Annotated in this window: 18 protein-coding genes; 5 read left to right on the top strand and 13 right to left on the bottom strand. The window is 41.6% G+C overall.

Annotation, left to right across the window (positions count from 1 at the left end; all coding sequences use genetic code 11):
• Positions 1-26: 26 nt before the first annotated feature.
• The 3 genes from BMW98_RS01580 (at position 27) to BMW98_RS01570 (ending at position 1,808) form a co-directional block, all read left to right on the top strand.
• Complete coding sequence (locus BMW98_RS01580) at positions 27-800, top strand: type III pantothenate kinase (RefSeq protein ID WP_090256641.1); 774 nt, start codon at positions 27-29, stop codon at positions 798-800.
• Entirely contained in the window at positions 790-1,035 is a 246-nt protein-coding gene (locus BMW98_RS01575; protein WP_090256640.1) for a hypothetical protein, read from the top strand. The genes BMW98_RS01580 and BMW98_RS01575 overlap by 11 nt, the downstream gene beginning before the upstream one ends.
• 212 nt (positions 1,036-1,247) lie before the next feature.
• Entirely contained in the window at positions 1,248-1,808 is a 561-nt protein-coding gene (locus BMW98_RS01570; protein ID WP_147407712.1) for a hypothetical protein, read from the top strand.
• 135 nt (positions 1,809-1,943) lie between these two features.
• Here the strand turns inward: BMW98_RS01570 and BMW98_RS01565 are convergent, their stop codons facing one another.
• Complete coding sequence (locus BMW98_RS01565) at positions 1,944-3,440, bottom strand: M28 family peptidase (RefSeq protein ID WP_090256638.1); 1,497 nt, start codon at positions 3,438-3,440, stop codon at positions 1,944-1,946.
• A gap of 24 nt (positions 3,441-3,464) precedes the next feature.
• Positions 3,465-5,093, bottom strand: a complete 1,629-nt coding sequence (locus BMW98_RS01560; protein WP_090256637.1) for a M14 family metallopeptidase — start codon at positions 5,091-5,093, stop codon at positions 3,465-3,467.
• Positions 5,094-5,216: 123 nt separating this feature from the next.
• On the opposite strand from BMW98_RS01560, the gene BMW98_RS01555 reads away from it, so the two are divergent.
• Positions 5,217-6,116, top strand: a complete 900-nt coding sequence (locus BMW98_RS01555) for an MBL fold metallo-hydrolase (RefSeq protein WP_090256636.1) — start codon at positions 5,217-5,219, stop codon at positions 6,114-6,116.
• 136 nt (positions 6,117-6,252) lie between these two features.
• On the opposite strand, the gene BMW98_RS01550 is transcribed toward BMW98_RS01555, so the two are convergent.
• The 10 genes from BMW98_RS01550 to BMW98_RS01505 form a co-directional block, all read right to left on the bottom strand.
• A complete protein-coding gene (locus BMW98_RS01550) occupies positions 6,253-6,702 on the bottom strand; it encodes a hypothetical protein (RefSeq protein ID WP_090256635.1) in 450 nt (149 codons plus the stop codon).
• Between the two features lie 73 nt (positions 6,703-6,775).
• Positions 6,776-7,309 (bottom strand): RNA methyltransferase, encoded by a 534-nt coding sequence (locus BMW98_RS01545; RefSeq protein ID WP_090256634.1) that lies wholly within the window; start codon positions 7,307-7,309, stop codon positions 6,776-6,778.
• Positions 7,310-7,472: 163 nt separating this feature from the next.
• Entirely contained in the window at positions 7,473-8,132 is a 660-nt protein-coding gene (locus tag BMW98_RS01540; protein WP_090256633.1) for a hypothetical protein, read from the bottom strand.
• 153 nt (positions 8,133-8,285) lie between these two features.
• Positions 8,286-9,197, bottom strand: a complete 912-nt coding sequence (locus BMW98_RS01535; protein ID WP_090256632.1) for a Cbp1 family collagen-binding glycoprotein adhesin — start codon at positions 9,195-9,197, stop codon at positions 8,286-8,288.
• Positions 9,198-9,489: 292 nt separating this feature from the next.
• Complete coding sequence (locus tag BMW98_RS01530) at positions 9,490-12,015, bottom strand: M14 family metallopeptidase (protein ID WP_090256631.1); 2,526 nt, start codon at positions 12,013-12,015, stop codon at positions 9,490-9,492.
• A gap of 90 nt (positions 12,016-12,105) precedes the next feature.
• Positions 12,106-12,711 carry a hypothetical protein gene (locus tag BMW98_RS01525; protein WP_090256630.1) on the bottom strand — a complete coding sequence of 202 codons (606 nt, stop codon included), beginning with the start codon at positions 12,709-12,711 and terminating at the stop codon, positions 12,106-12,108.
• On the bottom strand, positions 12,698-13,642 hold the full coding sequence (locus BMW98_RS01520) for a BF3164 family lipoprotein (protein WP_170836497.1): 945 nt from the start codon (positions 13,640-13,642) through the stop codon (positions 12,698-12,700). Before BMW98_RS01520 ends, BMW98_RS01525 begins: the two co-directional genes overlap by 14 nt.
• Positions 13,643-13,837: 195 nt before the next feature.
• A complete protein-coding gene (locus BMW98_RS01515) occupies positions 13,838-14,134 on the bottom strand; it encodes a hypothetical protein (protein ID WP_090256628.1) in 297 nt (98 codons plus the stop codon).
• 100 nt (positions 14,135-14,234) lie between these two features.
• Entirely contained in the window at positions 14,235-14,864 is a 630-nt protein-coding gene (lepB, locus tag BMW98_RS01510) for a signal peptidase I (protein ID WP_090256627.1), read from the bottom strand.
• Between the two features lie 86 nt (positions 14,865-14,950).
• Entirely contained in the window at positions 14,951-15,157 is a 207-nt protein-coding gene (locus BMW98_RS01505; RefSeq protein WP_139177338.1) for a hypothetical protein, read from the bottom strand.
• A 67-nt stretch (positions 15,158-15,224) separates the two neighbouring features.
• Here BMW98_RS01505 and BMW98_RS01500 point away from each other — a divergent pair, with 67 nt between their 5' ends.
• Positions 15,225-15,776, top strand: coding sequence for a 2'-5' RNA ligase family protein (locus BMW98_RS01500; RefSeq protein WP_162844639.1), 552 nt, complete (start codon positions 15,225-15,227; stop codon positions 15,774-15,776).
• An 81-nt stretch (positions 15,777-15,857) separates the two neighbouring features.
• On the opposite strand, the gene BMW98_RS01495 is transcribed toward BMW98_RS01500, so the two are convergent.
• Positions 15,858-16,559, bottom strand: coding sequence for a head GIN domain-containing protein (locus BMW98_RS01495; RefSeq protein ID WP_090256624.1), 702 nt, complete (start codon positions 16,557-16,559; stop codon positions 15,858-15,860).
• Positions 16,560-16,590 lie beyond the last annotated feature (31 nt).

Below are 16,590 nucleotides of genomic sequence, written 5' to 3'. Positions count from 1 at the left end.
GTAAAAAACTTAGAACCAACACCTTTATGCTTTTAGCAATAGATGCCGGAAACACCAATGTGGTTTTTGGAATTCATAACGGAGAAAAGTGGATTCATGAGTGGCGAATGAATACGCTTCCCGTCAAGCGGGCCTCGGAATATGAAATGTTCCTTAGGCTGAATTTTCTTGAGAACAACCTCCATTTTGATGATATATCCAGGGTAGTTATTTCTTCTGTGGTGCCACAATTGAATTCCGTGTTGGAAGAATTCGCTGCCGCATCAATTAAAGACGAGCCTGTATTTCTCGGACCTAAATGGTACGATAAACTACCAGTGCGCACCCAAAATCCTTATGAAATTGGTACCGATTTGCTCGCCAATGCGGTGGCTGCCAAAGAAATCTACGGTGGCGATACCATCGTAGTGGATTTCGGCACGGCACTTACCTTTACCGTGGTGGACAAGGACGGCCTTATTTTAGGTGTAAACATTGCGCCAGGCCTTAAAACAGCTATAAAGGCGCTGGTTGGGCAAACGGCTCAGTTGCCAGAAGTTCCGCTTGAATTACCTGAATCTGTGTTAGGTAAAAACACCATTCACGCTATTCAGAATGGCGTGCTTTGGGGCTACATCAGTATGGTGGAGGGAATGCTTGATAGAATTCAGCAGGAGCTCGGCAGGGAAATGAAGGTAGTGGCTACTGGAGGGCTTTCCTCTATTCTGACCCCACTGCACAAGCGCTTTGATAAAGTAGATAGACACCTTACCTTGGACGGGCTAAGAATAATTCACCAATTGATGAAAGATGGAAAATAAGCGTTGGATTTGGAAGGGCCTTGCATTTGGCCTTTTTCTGTGGGTATTTATGTATGTGGGGTTGCCTTATTTTGATGAGAAAATTCCGCTAGAGCCAGAAAAGAACTTGCTGCATTTACTCTTTGCTTTGCCAGCAGGTATTGCTTGGGGCTACTTTAGGTTTGTAGTTATTCCCAAAAAAGCAGGAAGGCTTCAGGAGTCAGAAGACGGGAGCCGGAAGTCGGAAAATAAGTAACGGAAGTTGAATTGGTGCGAATTAATTAAACTTAATACACTTACAAAATGAGAGGCCTTGCCTTTATTCTAATTTTTTGCTCTACTAGCCTTTTTGCTCAGCAAACAAATGATTGGTTAGCATCTTTAGAGAACCCACCGTTTTCGAGTGAAAAACTGGTTGCCCAGAATAAGTTAGCATATTACGTTAAGCATGACCTGTCAAGTATTTTAATGCCTAGCTCTGAGATTCTTGGCTATATTGGAAATGACTACCAACGGATCCACGTTAATTTTGAGTCAGTTGAACGTAGTAAAAGCCTTTCTAACCTCTATTTCATTAAAGGTAAAACTGTGGTTTCAGGTAATGAATGTGACTTTGAAGGAACCGTAACTATTGAGCAATTTAGAAAGTTTAGGCATATGAGTTATGGACTAGATAGCATGTATTCTGCTGCTGGAATTAAAGCACAAGGAGTTGCTATTGGAAGTTATAAATTCAGTGAAAACCCGAATCAAAAACATGTAGGTGTGTTTCAAGGAGTAATGACCCTTTGGTGGTATCTTGATAAGAATGGCGAAATTCAGTTTTTTGACATTGATAAGCACTCTGATCGGTTTAAAAACAATCAGTATGTGGGAACATGGAGTGAGTATGGAAAAGAGAACACAAGAGTTTGTAATTGGGGAGAGTTTCGCATCCCCTTTTCAGGAGATCTAGATTGGGGAGCAGGAGGCTTTTCTGTTAACCCCAAATATTATAGCAAAGGCTGGGAAGCTTTTGATAAGTATTAGAAACAGCACCTCTCCGCCACAATCGGTGTCCCCACCGATTTTAGTTACTCCCTAAACTGGATGAATTATTAGATTTGCTCAGACAAAAAAAGCCCTCAAACGAGGGCTTCTTCATTTACAATTGATTATTAACTATTAATCAAGTCCGTAGAGTGCTTTGCCTGCCTCATAATATGGGTCACCTTCTACCCAGAAAGGTCTTTCTGGTGCGTTACCAATTAGGCGCGAAGCATAAACATAGCTCTTAAAGAATTTCTCTAAGTAGTCGTAGTCTACACTATTTGGGTTGTCTGTCTGCTTGTGATAGTATTTGTTGATCTCATCATCAAACTCCCTAAACCCTAGGCTGTAAGTTGGTGCAGGAATCCCCTTTCGAGCAAAGTTCACATTGTCAGATCGGTTAAACAGTCCCATTCCACTTTGGTCTTCAACTGCTTCTAAACCAAAAGCTACGTTAGCTTCCTTAATAAACGGTGTGGCAGTGGTTCTCTCTAAACCCACAATGGTAGAAATAGAAGTATCGTTATAGCCACCGTTGTCGCTGTTCCAGCAGAACACAATCTCGTTGTTCGGAATTATTGGATTGTTTGCCATATAGCGACTTCCCAAAAGGCCTTTTTCTTCAGCCGTATATAGCACAAATAGTGCTGAACGCTTCATTGGGTATTTGGCAATGTTTTCAGCAGCAGAAAGTACTGTTACTGTACCAATCGCATTGTCGCGGGTACCGTTATAGATGGAATCGCCCTCTGCGTTTGCTGGCCCAACACCTACATGGTCGTAGTGTGCAGAAAACATTATGAATTCCTTCTTTAGCTCTGGGTCGGTTCCTTCTACCATAGCCAGCACGTTTTTGTCGCCAGTAAGCTCGTTGGTCATGCCTTCAATGCTCAGCTCTGCACGCTTAATGCTGCGTGTCATCATAAAGCGCTGGTTGGCATTGTCCATATCTTTCAGCCACAAGTGCGGAATAATTGGGTCGGTAGAAAAGGCATTAGCAGACTGATCCAAAGTAATGCCCACACGGTTGAACATTCTGCCTAGGTTGTCCCAAGGCAGTGAAGGCACACTGTAGAACTCCACCAAACCAGCTGCGCCTTTTTCGCGTGCTAGCTCGTACTTTTCGCGGCTAAGCTGAAGAATAGCTCTTCTGTCGGTATTTTCGCCATCGCCCACTTTGGCAAACACAAACTTGCCAGCTACCTCTGCATTTTCATAGTCGCTTTCCAGTCCGTATTCTAGGTAAACCACTTCGCCATTGAAGTTGCCGCTCTCGCCATCAACTACAATAAAGTCTTTGTTCAGTTCGAAGTCTCGACCGCCATAACTAAAAGCGCCAGCAGTAGCAGGTGTTTTCTTCCTTAATGGTACTTTTTGAAAAAAGCCATCGGCACCAGGTACTTGCTTGGCACCATACGATTGAAGTTGATCAGCCAAATAGTCGGCAGCTTTCAAAATTTCAGGAGAACCCGTATCTCTACCGCGCATTTCGTCTGACGCTAAGTAGTAAATGTGGTCCTTAATGGTTTGCTGGCTCACCGTGGCCTTGGTCTTTTCCAAGTCGTTGGTAGGGCCGCATGAGAGACTTCCGATAAGCACGGAAGCCAGCGAGAGTTTGGCTAAAATTTTCATTGGTTCTAATTAATTGTATCCAGGTTAGTTGAGTTCGAAGTATTTAAAAATAGGATATGCCACCGGTTTTTCTTCAAGACCAGCTTGTTGGAAATACTCGTCAAAGAAGTTCCATGTTACTAGTCCATCATCCGACTCAGGCTCCAACATATAGAAGATCAGGTTGGCCAAAGGTTGCGCTAGGTCTACATAATAGTCTCCTTTTTTGAAGCGCTTTTTAGCAGCTGAAAAACTTCCTTCTATAGTGGCCATATTGTGTTGTTCAAACGGGCGAGAAGACTTGTTTAGTGCCGTAGCAGTGTACTCTTCTCCAGTGGCACGCGCATTTTTGGTCAACGTTTCAACCGTAACACCGTGCATTTTTAGGTGCTCAACAATGTGCGTAAGCTCTTGCGGAATTACATAACCACGCGGCAACGTAGCACTAGTAGTTGGTTTAAACGCACTATAATTCACTACATCCTTCAGGGTAATGATTTCGGGCTTTCTCAAATAAGTAGTTTGGCCTTTTTCATTCGTGGTTTCCAAATAATTGTAAATGCGATAGTTGTCCACAGGCTCGTCTGTCGGTACCATTTCAAATCGAACGCCTTTCTGCACTTTTCCGGCATCGCTAATTACATCATCAATTGCGGCTTGTTCGGCTTCTGCATTAATCCGCAGCATTTCTTGGCCATTCTTGTTGGTGAATTCTAAGATTTCGCGCACAAACGCGTAGGTAGAATTCATACGCTGGTAAAGCCTTTCATGAGCGAAAGCTTCGCTCAAAATCGCCATTCTGTTTCTAAGCCCAAATTGATTTACCAAATAGCGCGGGTGGTGGTTATAAGTGTAAATCGATTTGATTGGCCAGCCTTCCCTACGGGTGTAGAAGTAGCCGTATGGTCCTAAATGCACATCGTCCTTTTCTAATACCTTATCGGTTACTTCTGGCAAAATTTTGTCCCAAGTGTAATCGTAAGGTGCCTTTTGGCCAGCGGTGTGGTAGCTTGGTGCCCAAGTAAGCGAGTAGCCATGCCATACACCGTTGGTGGTGTGTAGGTCAACAAACAAAGCGGGATCCCAAGGCACAATTATGTTTTGAATTAGCGCTTTGGTTTCAATCGCATCCATTTTAATACCGTCTCGGTTAAGGTCCCAGCCTTGGCTATTCGGGCGAATACCGGTTTCTACAGGGCTATCTTCTTGCGAAGGTCTACGCCCTTGCTCCATTTTATCGTTGCTATCGGCACTATAAATCGGAGCGAAAAGCAAAATCTGATTATCAAGTAAGTGCTTCTTGTCTCCTTTTAAAATTTCTCTTAACAGCACTTGCAAAGCTTCTTTTCCTTCAACCTCGCCAGAGTGAATATTACCTTGAATGTAAATGATTGGTTTGCCGCTGGCTTTAGCTTCTTCAGCACTGTTTACCATTGGGCTGGCCAGTACCACAACCGGAATGTCTTTTCCGTCTACACTTTTTCCCATGGAAATTAGGCGTGCAGCATCTTCGCCAGCAATGGCGACATCTATAAACGCCATTACATCGGCATAGGTAGAGGTTTCTTGGTAGTTAGTTTTTTCAGGTGTCGTAATCAATTCCTGAGGCCATTTTTGAGCTACTGCAGTTGAAAATAGGCAGCAGATCAAAAGCGAGGAGAGGATAAATTTCATATAAAGAGTGTTTGCCGACCAAAATACCAATTTCCACCTGATTCAAGTGCAATTCGAACTTTCAATTACATAAATGGTTGGTTAAATCGATAGGTGATTTTTAAATTGATAAAAACCGATTCCATGACTAACCGCAGAACATTCCTGAAACAAGCTGGCGTAATTGGCTCAGCATCACTTATTCCTACAAATACCTTGTGGAAGGCCCTTTGGCAAGATGGCTACCAAATGAAGTCTTTGCGCAACAATGTGGGCATTTTTACAGAGCGAGGCGGCACCATAGCTTGGCTGGTAGAAAGCGATGGACTGGCGGTGGTCGATTCACAATTTCCCGATCAGGCCAACCACTTAATTGCCGAGTTAAAAAAGCAGTCGGACAGAAGAATCGATATGCTCATCAATACGCATCACCATGGTGATCATAGTGCGGGGAACATCGCCTTTAAGGGCAAAGTAAATAAGGTCGTGGCTCATGCAAATTCTTATATCAACCAAAAGAATAGTGCCGAAGCTGGCGGTAACCTAGACAAGGTGCTTTTGCCCGACACTACTTATGACAAAAAGAAGTGGACAGGTAAAGTGGGTTCCGAACAAATTACATTACACCATTTTGGTGCAGCGCACACCAATGGCGACTCGTTTGTGCATTTTGAAAACGCCAATATTGTGCATGCTGGCGACTTGGTTTTTAATCGCAGAGCACCGTATGTAGATAAATCGGCTGGCGCGAATATGGCCAATTGGCAAACGGTAATGGAGAAAGGCTACAAACAGTTTGATGCAGACACAATTTTTGTTTTTGGCCATTCCGGCAATGGCTTCGATATTACTGGAACGCGAGAGGACTTAAAGGCTTTTCAGAACTATTTGAGCAAAGTAGTAGAATTTGTAAAAAAGGGTGCTGCTGCAGGTAAAACGCAAGAAGAACTGGCAGCTGCTACTGAAATACCTGGTGCTCCCGAATGGAATGGCGCCCAAAGCCGACCGGTAAATGCCGCCTGGACAGAGCTTTTTGAGGAGTAAAAGTAGTGTAGAGGTTATGCTTGAACTCGAAGAAAGCTTTTAATATATAGGGAGAGATCTTATCCACGAAGAACATTTCTCAGTGGTGCCTTCTTCGAAATGACTTATAAATAAAACTTGGTCTCAATGCGCTGTATTACTTCACCGGAGCATATGGGTTGATTTCCCTGAGCTTTTCTTCTAAAGCGCGAAGGTCTTTTAGGCGCATCCAGCTCACTTTTATTTTATGCTTTTTAAGCTTGTCGTTTTCGTCTAGCACATTCAGACCAATGTGTAGATGATCTGTTTCAAAATAACTATCGAAGTTGTATTTGGTGACCAAAAGCGAGGTCTGCTTTTTGGAGAACAGCTTCTGCGATTTAATGAGCAGACCTTCCTCAGCTTCGGCAGCCAATATGTAAACCGGCCAGTTAATAAAGGACGACATAAAGCCAAATAATGGAGCAAATGCAGCTATTAGAATTAGATTGGGTAGCTCAGGCGAAATGATAAAGCGGTAGACGAAAATGAATACTACGAACAGACCGTAGAAATAAAGTAAAAACTTAAAGCGGTTTACTTTGCCCTTGTTGCTTATGTCTTTCATTGATTTTTAACCTTTTAGATACTCAAAGATATGGCAACATTCCAATTGACAAACCACTAAAAGATTTTGCCAATCAACTATTCCCCATTTTACTCACAACATCCCAAACCACTACGCCAATACTCACCGATATGTTTAGTGAATGCTTGGTGCCATATTGCGGAATTTCAAGGCAACCATCGGCCATAGTGATAACCTCATCGGCTACACCAAAAACTTCGTTACCGAAAACTAGGGCCAGTTTTTCATCGGCTTGTGGTGAAAATGTCTCTAAGGAAGTAGAATTATCAGCTTGCTCAACGGCTAATAGTCTATAGCCTTCAGCCTGAAGTGCCTTGCATGCTGCTACAGTGTCTTTTTCGTGTTTCCATTTTACCGTGTCGGTAGCGCCTAGGGCAGTTTTATGGATTTCACGATGTGGAGGTGTAGCGGTAATTCCGCAAAGCACAATTTCTTCAACGGCAAAGGCATCACCAGTGCGAAAAGCCGAGCCTACATTGTGCATGCTGCGCACATTGTCGAGCACCAAAACGATAGGGTTTTTCTCAGTCGACTCAAATTCTTCCGGGCTTAGGCGGTTAAGCTCCTCGTTCTTCAGTTTTCGCATGGCGCAAAAATAGTAAAAGCTTTTGGTGTTGATACCAGAATACCCTTCAGGGATGGAGAAATCAAGGGGACCTCATTCCGTTGTTGGTGTTGTCACCAACAACTCGTTGCCCGTTGATGATAACACTAACAGAGGGTGAAGGCAGCAATTGTATCAGGCGTCTTTATAATTTGTCGGAGGCCTTTTTTAATTCCTTTAGAAACTTCGTTGTGGTGTATCCGGAAGAATTTACAATGGTTAGCTTTTCTGTTTCATTTATGCATAGGGGTAAAAAGCTTTCGTCAATTGAGTCTTTAGTAATGTAAAAAATGTACATGAAGCCCGATAGCTTTAGTGAATAGTAGGTCTTGTAAGATTTTCTATGCCTCCTAGGGGATTCCATTGTTCCTTTGATTATTTTATTTTGAGATCCGATGTCCATGATTAGGACTGGATACTTATCAGAGCTAAGGGTATCAAAATTCAATATAATCATGCGCATTGCCTCTTCATGTATACCAAGGTCAACCTCTTTAAAGAAGTCTTCCGTGGTAATACTCATTCTCCAAATTAAACTGAGAAGAAAGACTTTGAATTTAGTGTAATGAATATTGAAACATTCTTTGTATGTGATGCCATCCTTTGAAACAAGACTCTGGCAATTGATAGGGGCAAACTTTTTGGAGCCATATAGTACATGTGCCGCATAATCTTCCAGTTTTTGTAGTTTTTCCTCACAGTCTCTACATAATAATCTTTCCCAAAAGCCAGCGGGTCTTTTTTTGGGATAAGAGTCTTCACTATAGGACTTCATGATACCATTATCTTTGATATCCTTAAGCATAAAGTTTGGTACGATGTGAGACTTGCATAAAACGCTTTCTCGATGGCATAGTTTGCAGGTGTTCATTGAATTTAAGTTAACAAAAAGTGTCTGCCATTGCTAGCAGACACCAGGGTTCCCGACTTGTTCGGGAAACACCAACCAACACTCAACTCAACTTTTCTTCGATATCACCAAGTATTTAGAGATCTGCCAGAAGGCTTCAGGGTCAACAATCTCCAATACTTTTTCTGTTTCATTCGCTCCTGGTAGTATGCGGTACGAATTACTAGGGTGCTCGCTTATTAATGCTAGGTCGGTAGCCGCTACCGGAATACGGTTTATTTCGCGCTTATCGATGGTCATAAACTCTGTGATTTCCGCATCTTCTTGTAGGGCTACTTTACGACCCAGCAAACCCAAGAATCCGCCTTCTTTATCTACTACGCCTTTGGTTTTTAAGTCTTGAAATGTGCCAATGGCCAAGTATCCTTTATTCAACTCGTTATTGGAGGCTGTAAGTTGCGTGATTTCAAGACGCTTTTGACCAAGGTCGGCCATATACTGGTCGATTGACTGATTAAGCGAATCGGTCTGATTCATTAAAAAGGCCAGTGCTTCATCTTTGGCTACCAACTCTTCTTTCAAGCCAGTGATTTGCGTTACCCTATCTGTTAGGTCTGCTTGCAAGGCATTAATGCGCTTTTGAAAAACGCCCAGCTTCAAATCAGAACTTTTGATCTTGTCATTTAAAGAAATAATGTTCTCGTTAGAACGAACAATCAGTTCGTCAATGGCGCCAATTTCCTTGAGCATTTTAGTTTTCTGGTCACCTTGAAAAGCCTCCGTTCTTTGGCCGTAAATCAGCGATTCTCGCGTTACGATTTCATCTAACTGCCCCTCTACTTCATCTATCAGGCCAATCATTTCTTCATACACCAATTCCTTCTGTAAACTCTTTCTTTCGAGCTGCTCTATATTGGCGCTTAGGGCTTCTTTTTTTTTGTTGATGGAAGACATTCCGAACCACATGGCAATGGTTAATGCGCCCAGCAATACCATACCAACTTTCATTGTTTGTTTCATTTGATTCTCAATTTTACGGGTTAAACATAGCGTGCTAATGCCGTGGTTGGCAGCAGTAGAACAGGCGTGATGTAATGGGGTTTTGGGTTTGGTGGTTGAGTCTTTCCGGAAGTCTCGATTATATAACGAAATAATTAGTTATAGATTGCTACGGAGTGCAAAAAAAGTGAAGAAATTTTAGGAAATTTTTCGAGGGTGTGAATAAAAGAAAACGACTCGAGAAGTTGGCGCGTCATTCCCGGGAATCACGGTCCTTTTAACTTCTCGAGTCGTTAAATAGTGTGGTTAAGCCTTACTGCCCAACCATAAATAATGCGTTGGCTACAAACATTTTTCCGTTTTCCCAGAAGGCACGGAAAAGCGGGTTGTCGGCAAAGTAAATTACTGCGCCACCGCCCATGTTTTCAACACCAAATACAACCGATTTGCCAAGGTTCTCTTTCACCTTTTCTCCGGCTACACCAGCCACATGCGACTCGGCACTTTCTATAATGCCTACGTTCCAACCATTTGGCAGATATTCGTATGGCGTGCTGTTGTTTTTAATGGTAAAGTAAGTGTCCTCATAACCAAAGCCCATTGGGTGCGTGTTGTCCACTTTCAGTTTGAAAATAGCACCCGGCAAGCGGAAATCTTCGTACTTATCGCCCCTGTCTGCATATGGTGTAAGTGCATCAGCTTCTTTTTCTTCATCAGACTTTTTGTCGTCACTGGTTTTGCGCTTCAATTGGAAACCATCTTTTCCGGCAAAAGAACCAATGGCTCTTTCGAAGGCCAATACTTTTCCGCCACCGCGAATCCATGATTTCAAGTCATTCATTTGACTTTCGTTAAATGCTCTGCCGTAAGAACCAGAAGGCAACACCAACACATTGTAATTGCTCATGTCGGTTCTTCCAATGGCATCTGTATCAATCATAGTGATTGGGTAACCCAACTCTTGCTCCATAAAGTACCAGAACTCACCAAAGGCCAATGAAGAAACGCCATCGCCTCGTAGCACAGCAATTTTTGGCTTATGCATGAAAGGCACATTGTTGGAACCGAAGTCTTTACCGCCATCAACAAAAGTGGTCGGTGTGGCGTAAAGGTCCCTTCCTAGTTCGGCAGCCTTACCTTTTACAATCTCGTCAAATTTACTGCCCATGTGTCGGTTGCCTTTGCGGGTAATGATCAATGTACCCGGAGCGTAAGTTCTTCCGGCCACGGTAAACTCTTCAACCGCAAACCTTAGCTTAATATCTGCCTCTAATAGGTCACCTAAGAATTTCGCGTCCTGCAATGTCTCCCACTTAGCTAAGTAAGCCGCAGGAGTTCCTGAAACTTCTACCTGGCGCTCGTGCTGAAGGAATTCGCCTTCTGATACCGGAATTTCCATTTCGGTAGCGTAAGCTTCTAAACCTAACATATAAGGTACAGACCATGCTGTGATGTCGTAAGTATCGTTAATACTGGCGTAGGTTTTTGGTTCGAAGAAAGCTTGCACCAAAACCGCTTTTGGTTGGTTAGCCGAGATTAAGATGTCACCATTCTCAATGCTCACACTACCATCTTCACCCGTTTTAAAGTCGAATGCTGAAAAGCCTTTTTTGCTAGAGCCAGTTCCGTAAGCAATCTGATGCGTTTTTAAGAACTGCTCTAACTGCTTCAGCTTGTCTGGGTGATTAGTGCCTCTAATTACATAAGTTTTATACTTTGCTTTTGGGTTGTTCACCGCATTGTCGAAGTAAGTAGCAAACTCATCTACCATGCGCTCAGAATTCTTCGCAGCCATTTCCACAGTACTCATACCAGTGGTATGGTGATGTGCAATTCTATCGGCAAGCGTTAGTGTATCGCCTTCTTCTGTCTCCACAGCTACACCGCCCATGCTGTGTCCACCTTGCTCGTAAGTCATACCAATGGCACCGTTGTACATTGGGTACGAGTCGCCATAACTAGGGTAAAGAATATCGAAGCTTTCTTTGGTAAAGAACAACCAGCTATTCTCATCGAAGTATTTGGCGTGGTTTCTACCAATCATGTCTTGGAACTCGCGCTGCCAGTCGGTTACCTGCTCGTGAATTGGCTCTGCAGCCGGAGCGAAGTAGTATGGGCTGTTAAATCCTTGCTCGTGAAAATCTACGTGAACGTGCGGCATAATAGTGTTGTACAGCTTCATGCGCTGCTGCGACTCTATTTGCTTTTGCCATGCCCAGTCGCGGTTTAGGTCGAAAAGGTAGTGGTTTGGTCTACCGCCTGGCCACGGCTCTTGGTGCTCTTTGGCATCTAAGCTAGGGTTTGGTGTGGTACCAATCACTTGGTTGATCCAGTTGGCATAACGGTCGCGACCGTCAGGGTTGATACATGGATCCATAACAACCACAGTATTTTCTAACCATGCTTTAGCCTCTGAATTGTCAGGTCTGGCCAATTCATAAAGCGTTTTCATGGAAGTTTCAGTAGAGTTGGCCTCGTTGCCGTGTACATTGTAGCTCAACCAAACAATTCCTTTTTTAGGACCAACCGGATCGCCATCTATTAGGTGAGTGCGCTTAAGGTTGTCGGTTCTTATTTGTTCCCAGTTGTCCATGTTTTCCTGAGAAGACAGGTAGGCAACCATTAATGGGCGAAGTTCATTGGTTTGGCCGTATCGCTCAGTTTTCACATTAGAAAGCTGTGCGGCTACATATTCGTAATAGGCCACTACTTTGTGGTGTGGTGTAAAGCGCGTACCGAGTTCATAACCCAAAAACTCATCGGGGCTTTTGAGCGACTGACCAAATAAGCCAGTACTAACCAGGCATAGCGATAATGCTAGGAGTAAGATTTTTTTCATGTTCAAAAAAGTTATGAGGAGCGGAATTTACGTGAAAAACCCCTAGCGCACAAAAGGCTTGTGGGTTAGTGGTTCACTTGTTGAATAAAGCTATTTAAACAGAAAATACTTAGGCAGAATTTTGCCAAAATATTCGTACCTCATGTCCTCGAACAAATCAGGGAAAAACATTGACTGAACCTCCCATTTAGAGTTTGCCATAAAAATGAATGGTTGATTTAGTTCTTCACTGTTTAATCCTAGTGACTCAACATAAAAAACAGGGAATTCATAGGATTCCGGATCGACTAGATCAGATTCATACTTAGACGGGGTAAAAACCAATATATTATCTGGAGAAATATTTTCAGATAGTGCCAAAAGGTCTTGAAATGCCTTCAAAATACAACTTCCACAGCTTCCTTCATTGAAAAAGAAAACTACCTTGTTCTCATCAATTTCAAGTAACTGTTTTCTTTCGGGGTATTGTTCCTTTACACCATTAATTACTTCGATACTAACTTTTACATCAGATGTGCTAGCACGGATAATGCTTTCATAAAAGTCAATATTGTTCTGATGACTAACCTCCTTTTGATTTAGGGTGTTTTGCAGTGTTTCTGCTTTTTTTCGGGAACTCGATACTTGATTTAAACAAATGGCATTAAGTATTAACAATAATATCAAGCTGAAGATAAGAAGCTTATTGGTGTTCATTTAATTGATTAAGATTGATTTTATATACTAGACTATCCTTTTCTGGGTGCATAAAATATAGGAGGGAATCATCTGGAGATACGTTATAAATTCCCATCCATGTAGGCATTGTAATTTTCATCACCGGATTACCGTTCCAGTCATATACATGTAGTGCTGGTGGTTGTTCGGATTTATAAGATAGCTTACCGGTACCTGAATCTCTTATCAAAATGCTTTCCTGATAGAGAGCATAAATTCTGTTGTCCGAAACCTCAACGTTGAAGTAATAAGAGAACATTTTTGAATTGTCCACAGACTTTCCATTACCAGCAACCTTAATGTTTTCAATCTGTTTATTTTTTGGTTGGAATTCAATGTATTTGGATTTTTGAGATTCAATATCAAATATTCGAACCATGGGAAATCGCATATAAGCCAAAACACCATGTTTAGCGTCTATGCTAGTATCAAAGTGACTCCAATAAAGATGGTGATTTGCCTCTTTGGGAATGTAATTAACTCTTTTTGGGTAGTCAATTACATCAGAAATAGAGGCTTGAACGGGTAAGAATTCCTTAAAATGCTTAGGCGAGAATCCTACTTTCCCTAAAAAATGAGTTGAACCTATTAAATAGACATCATTAAAGGGAATTAGACTTCCTGGGATTGTGAACTTGTACTCAATGGCGAGATTATTATTAGCTAGTTTATTCTCAATATCATTTATTGGAATGGTCCTTAGGTACTTATAGTCCTGTACTAAAAGTGTTTTTCCATTGTTTCCTAAATTAAACCCTGAGCCATTAAGTCTGTAGAATTCAAAATCCCCAGGGCCCTGACCTTCATATCCAAAAGAACCGAGATACCTGAGAGAATCTGTGGAGTAGACTTTTATAGATTCATAAGGGGCTTTATTAAGGATAAATGTGTGCCTTGATGATATGGCCATGGCCATGGGTTGTAAAGTAGTATGAATAAGTTGAATTGAATCGATGTAGTCCGAAGCATCAATTTCAATGGGGAAGGAATCCACCAAGCCATTTCTTTTTTCTAGAGTACCTTTGTTGCAACTAATTAGAAAAATGAACAATAGATACTTAGCAGGCTGCATTAGTTTGTACATGGCTTGATGGTAAAGTTCTTCTTAATATGGGCCTACAATTATCGGATTATCGACACAGTCATTGAGTTCACTCACATCAATGGCATCATCCCAATAAGTGCAGTTTACTCCATCTTCGCACCAAATAACATTATAAAAATTTCCTCCTGGTATAATGTTTTCCCAACATGGCTTTGGATCTTCACCAGTGGCTTGGGCAAAAGCCAAGTTTTCAGTGATGTTAAAGCTAAACTCACCATCAGCGGAGAGTACATTAACGTTTAGGGCCATTACAGCTACTATTACCGCAAACCCAAGTACAAGTTTTAATTTTTTCATGGTATTATGTTTTAATTTTTGTTTAATGCATTATATGAATATTTATTCATAAAAAAAATACCATTTAAATAACTTATAATTAAGTAATGGTGTTTTTGCCTCATTTGTTAAATAAAAGATATGCTCTACCAAAGATGTTATTAGCAGGAATTGGACCGAAATGCCGTGAGTCGAACGAGTTATCCATATTGTCTCCTACAAAAAATAGATAGTTATTTTTGAAGGTATATTCTTGAATAGGTTTTCCATTAAGCAGGTATTCGTCAAATCTCTTTACCAATATTTCACCTTCGTATAGGCGAATTGTTTTTTGAAATTGATCGTAGAATACTTGGTTAATCTGGTATTTTCTGTTCTTAGATGGTATTTCAATTGTTATTAGTCCTTTTTCAAAGCTACTTTCAGCAAGAGTTTTTGGGAAGACATTAGGTTTTATTTGAAAGTGATTTTGTAAACTATCTATTCTAACGATGTCTCCTGCGGTTGCTACACACCGTTTAACTAGCTTGTTGGAAGGTTCGGAAATATTGAATACTGTTATTTCTCCTTTTTTAACTTCTCCATGGAGCTTATTTACTAATAGAATATCTCCTTTCGTTAGGGTATTCTCCATGGAAGATGAAGCAACAGTAACTATTTCTATTACAAATAGCCTTAAGCAAACTAGTAGTGTGACAAAGCTGAGTGCTTTTAAGAGTGGGATTGGAGATTTTCTTTTAAAACGAGTCACGCAATTAGTGGTTAAAGGGTTGGAGGAGAGGTTAAATCATCAACGCCCTATGCTTTTGTCAGGAACTTTTCCGAATGGAAATTATTTTATGAATCCACAGTAAGCAAGTTTCCGGTCTCATCATGTACATCAACTATTGGAAGGTAACTTGCGAGAATATCAATCTGCACAGAATCAACAATTGCTAGTTTATAGTTTTCAGATGCTTTAGTTTGCACTTGTTCTTTTGGATTGTTTGAACAAGAGATAAATAGTAAGGGGAACAAAAAGAGCGGGAGAATTTTCTTGAGCATGTTTATTTTGTTTTTTCCTAAACTAATAATGAAATAATTCAATTCGAACGTTGCTCCATTAAAAATTGTGAAAAGTACTGAAGCCCGATATTTCCTCGCTATTATTCCGCCAAGCCCTTTGGCAGAAGAAATAGTGGGTGTTAAAAAGCTGTTTGCTGAAAAGTATACTTCAAAAGCTGCATTGCGTTCGCCTGCGCACCTTACATTGCATATGCCGTTTTTGTGGAAAGAACGGAATGAAGAGAAATTGATTCAAAAGCTGGAGCAAGCTGTCGATTTCGAACCTTTTCAATTAATGCTTAATGGTTTTGGGGCTTTTCCTCCACGTACCATTTTTATTAAAAATGAATATTCGGAAGCATTAATAAGTTTTGAAAAGGAGTTAACAGCCTTTACAAAACGTGAACTCAAACTGCTTAACAGCACACACAACCGGGGTTTTCATCCACACATTACCGTAGCCTTTCGTGATTTAAAGCCTGATCAGTTTACCCTTGCTTGGCAAGCATTTGAGCACAGGCCTTTTGATGCTGAATTTGCTGTAAACTCCTTTTGGTTGCTAAAGCATGATGGTAAAGTTTGGCAGGCGCATAAGGAGTTTTGTTTCAAACGAGATTAAATCTCATAAAATTACCCTTGCCCCGGCAAACCAGAACAAGGGACTAACCGGTCATGGTTAGTGGGTGCTTGGCACCCGAAATTACTGTCCTTTTCTTACGCTAGAAGCGCCCGAAGTATTAGAGTTCACCTGAGCATCTCCACGATAGCGAATGCTTGAGGCACCCGATGCACGAACGTCTAGCTTGTCGCTGGCATATACGCTGGCCGAACTTGCACCGCTAACGCCAATTACTGCCACTTCCGTTTCGAAATCGTACGCGCGATAAACGGTTGACCCCGATATTTTAACGCGTTGCTCTTTTGCCGAACCTTCTATGCTTACCACACAAGCACCTGAGGCTTCGAATGAGAAATCCTCTATATCTAATTCTAAATTAATCACTGAAGCACCAGATAAGTCAACTGTAAATCTGTTAGCCTTAAGAATGTCGAAGGTTTTGATGTGAACAGCACCACTTGCGCTAATTCTATCAAGCGATTTTACGGTAAGGTAAGCACGCGGAGAATCCTTCATGCGTCTGTTTCTTCGCGAATCTTTCATTTCAATGCGAAGTGTACCACCGCGCACTTCGGTAATAATATCATCCATGTATTCGTCATCCGCCTCAATCTCCAACGACTCTGTGCTGCCCACACTAATCTCAACTACAAATGCATCCGAAACACTCAAAGCATCAAAGCCCGAAACATCTCTCTTCTCTCTTGATTGGGCGTAAACCAATTGGCTCAATACCATCAGCACCACCATCAAACTCAACTTTCCGAATACCTTACTTTTCATTGTTTTTTATTTAGAATGTGCCTTAAAGATA

Source organism: Roseivirga pacifica, assembly GCF_900111145.1.
Taxonomy (GTDB): domain Bacteria; phylum Bacteroidota; class Bacteroidia; order Cytophagales; family Cyclobacteriaceae; genus Roseivirga; species Roseivirga pacifica.
Note: the sequence above shows the minus strand (reverse complement) of the source record. Positions and strands in the feature narration are given on the sequence as shown.

Coding starts and splice junctions, on each gene's coding strand:
- BMW98_RS01580 (WP_090256641.1), top strand. CDS start 27: ATGCTTTTAGCAATAGATGCCGGAAACACCAATGTGGTTTTTGGAATT.
- BMW98_RS01575 (WP_090256640.1), top strand. CDS start 790: ATGGAAAATAAGCGTTGGATTTGGAAGGGCCTTGCATTTGGCCTTTTT.
- BMW98_RS01570 (WP_147407712.1), top strand. CDS start 1,248: ATGCCTAGCTCTGAGATTCTTGGCTATATTGGAAATGACTACCAACGG.
- BMW98_RS01565 (WP_090256638.1), bottom strand. CDS start 3,440: ATGAAAATTTTAGCCAAACTCTCGCTGGCTTCCGTGCTTATCGGAAGT.
- BMW98_RS01560 (WP_090256637.1), bottom strand. CDS start 5,093: ATGAAATTTATCCTCTCCTCGCTTTTGATCTGCTGCCTATTTTCAACT.
- BMW98_RS01555 (WP_090256636.1), top strand. CDS start 5,217: ATGACTAACCGCAGAACATTCCTGAAACAAGCTGGCGTAATTGGCTCA.
- BMW98_RS01550 (WP_090256635.1), bottom strand. CDS start 6,702: ATGAAAGACATAAGCAACAAGGGCAAAGTAAACCGCTTTAAGTTTTTA.
- BMW98_RS01545 (WP_090256634.1), bottom strand. CDS start 7,309: ATGCGAAAACTGAAGAACGAGGAGCTTAACCGCCTAAGCCCGGAAGAA.
- BMW98_RS01540 (WP_090256633.1), bottom strand. CDS start 8,132: ATGCTTAAGGATATCAAAGATAATGGTATCATGAAGTCCTATAGTGAA.
- BMW98_RS01535 (WP_090256632.1), bottom strand. CDS start 9,197: ATGAAACAAACAATGAAAGTTGGTATGGTATTGCTGGGCGCATTAACC.
- BMW98_RS01530 (WP_090256631.1), bottom strand. CDS start 12,015: ATGAAAAAAATCTTACTCCTAGCATTATCGCTATGCCTGGTTAGTACT.
- BMW98_RS01525 (WP_090256630.1), bottom strand. CDS start 12,711: ATGAACACCAATAAGCTTCTTATCTTCAGCTTGATATTATTGTTAATA.
- BMW98_RS01520 (WP_170836497.1), bottom strand. CDS start 13,642: ATGGCCATATCATCAAGGCACACATTTATCCTTAATAAAGCCCCTTAT.
- BMW98_RS01515 (WP_090256628.1), bottom strand. CDS start 14,134: ATGAAAAAATTAAAACTTGTACTTGGGTTTGCGGTAATAGTAGCTGTA.
- BMW98_RS01505 (WP_139177338.1), bottom strand. CDS start 15,157: ATGCTCAAGAAAATTCTCCCGCTCTTTTTGTTCCCCTTACTATTTATC.
- BMW98_RS01495 (WP_090256624.1), bottom strand. CDS start 16,559: ATGAAAAGTAAGGTATTCGGAAAGTTGAGTTTGATGGTGGTGCTGATG.